This window comes from Leptospira ellinghausenii, from assembly GCF_003114815.1.
GTDB lineage: Bacteria > Spirochaetota > Leptospiria > Leptospirales > Leptospiraceae > Leptospira_A > Leptospira_A ellinghausenii.
This window is the reverse complement of sequence record NZ_BFAZ01000023.1, coordinates 1-1,444: the sequence shown is the minus strand read 5'-3', so window position 1 is coordinate 1,444 and position 1,444 is coordinate 1. Positions and strand designations below refer to the sequence as shown.

General features: G+C 36.4%; 3 protein-coding genes. All 3 read left to right on the top strand.

The window, feature by feature from the left end; genetic code table 11:
• A partial coding sequence (locus tag DI076_RS20015; protein WP_245918614.1) for an ATP-binding protein occupies window positions 1-234 on the top strand: 234 nt, incomplete at its 5' end.
• A 38-nt stretch (window positions 235-272) separates the two neighbouring features.
• Entirely contained in the window at window positions 273-587 is a 315-nt protein-coding gene (locus DI076_RS20010) for a hypothetical protein (protein ID WP_002975869.1), read from the top strand.
• Between the two features lie 128 nt (window positions 588-715).
• A partial coding sequence (locus DI076_RS20425; RefSeq protein ID WP_245918613.1) for a DDE-type integrase/transposase/recombinase occupies window positions 716-1,444 on the top strand: 729 nt, incomplete at its 3' end.

The following is a 1,444-nucleotide window of genomic DNA, read 5'->3' as shown; positions in this document are numbered from 1 at the left end:
AAAAAGTCTGTTCTTTCACTTTTGACAATCATCAATGATATATTGGATGTTTCCAAGTTAGAAAATCATAAATTAGAAATTATTCCTACTGAAACAAATGTATATAAACTTTGTCGAGACATCCAGTTATTGTTCCAATCAGATGTGATTGAAAAAAATCTAAAATTTAATTTAGATTTCACGATTGATAGATACTATTCCAGTTCAGATGAAAACGCAATTTTACTGACCTAAATTAAGCTAATACTCCGAGCCGAAAATGGAGATTAGAGATGGAAAAACAAGTAAGAGAAAGACGTACGTTCAAAGCGGATGACAAGATAGGCATCATCCGAAAACACCTATTAAAATCAAAGTTGGTAGACACCTGTGATGAATATCGGATTCATCCAACCATGATGCAAAATTGGTTAAAAATAGTATTGGAAGCAGGACGCGAAGCATTGGCTGGGTCGAATCAAAAAGAATCCAATGAAAACAAGAAACTGATAGAAAAGTATGAAAAGGAACTGGAGAGGAAAAACAGAATCATAGCCGAACTCACAGGGGAGATCATCGACCTAAAAAAAGAAGCTGGGGAGCTCTGACAGGATTACATGTCTCGACTGCATTAAAGCATGAGATTGTAAATACCTTAGATCGGCTGAAAGAGGCGTCAGGTCTCCCCATCAAATACCTGTGTAGTAAAATAGATGTAAATCCAGGCAAGTTAACTGTGTGGAGAAAATGTAAAAACAAATCACCAAAGAAAGTAATTCCAAAATCGCATTGGATAACACCAGAGGAACGAAAGGCAGTTGAAGATTACAAACGAAATCATCCATTCAAAGGATATGTTCTTTTGGCATGGATGATGATTGATGAAAACATAGCATATATGTCTCCTTCTAGTGTATATCGCATTCTTGTGGACTGTGGTTTAAACCGCAGATGGCAAAAGCCCTTGGGAGATTCAAAGAAAACAGGTTTTGATCAACCTAAAGCTATTCATGAACACTGGCATATGGACATATCATATATCAATTTTAAAGGGAGTTTTGTTTATTTGATATCAGTGTTAGACGGTTTTTCACGTGCAGTCCTTGCTTGGTCAATCAGTACCCGAATGGAGTCACTTGATACACAGTTAGTTTTATGGGATGCATGCGACAAATGGCTTGGAGGCGACAAGTTTTTAGCGGTTCGTCTTATAACTGACAATGGATCTCAATTCTTGACTAAGGAATTCAAACAAATTTTGAAAGAATTTTCTATCCATAATGTTCGGACTTCTGTAAATCATCCTCAGTCCAACGGGAAACTAGAAAGATTTCATGGAACCATTAAGACTGAGTTAATCCGTGAAATACCAATGTATTCACTCGAACAAATTAGAGAAGAAGTTGGTAAATGGATTGAAGAATACAATTCGCTAAGACTTCATTCTGCAATCGGTTACGTAACA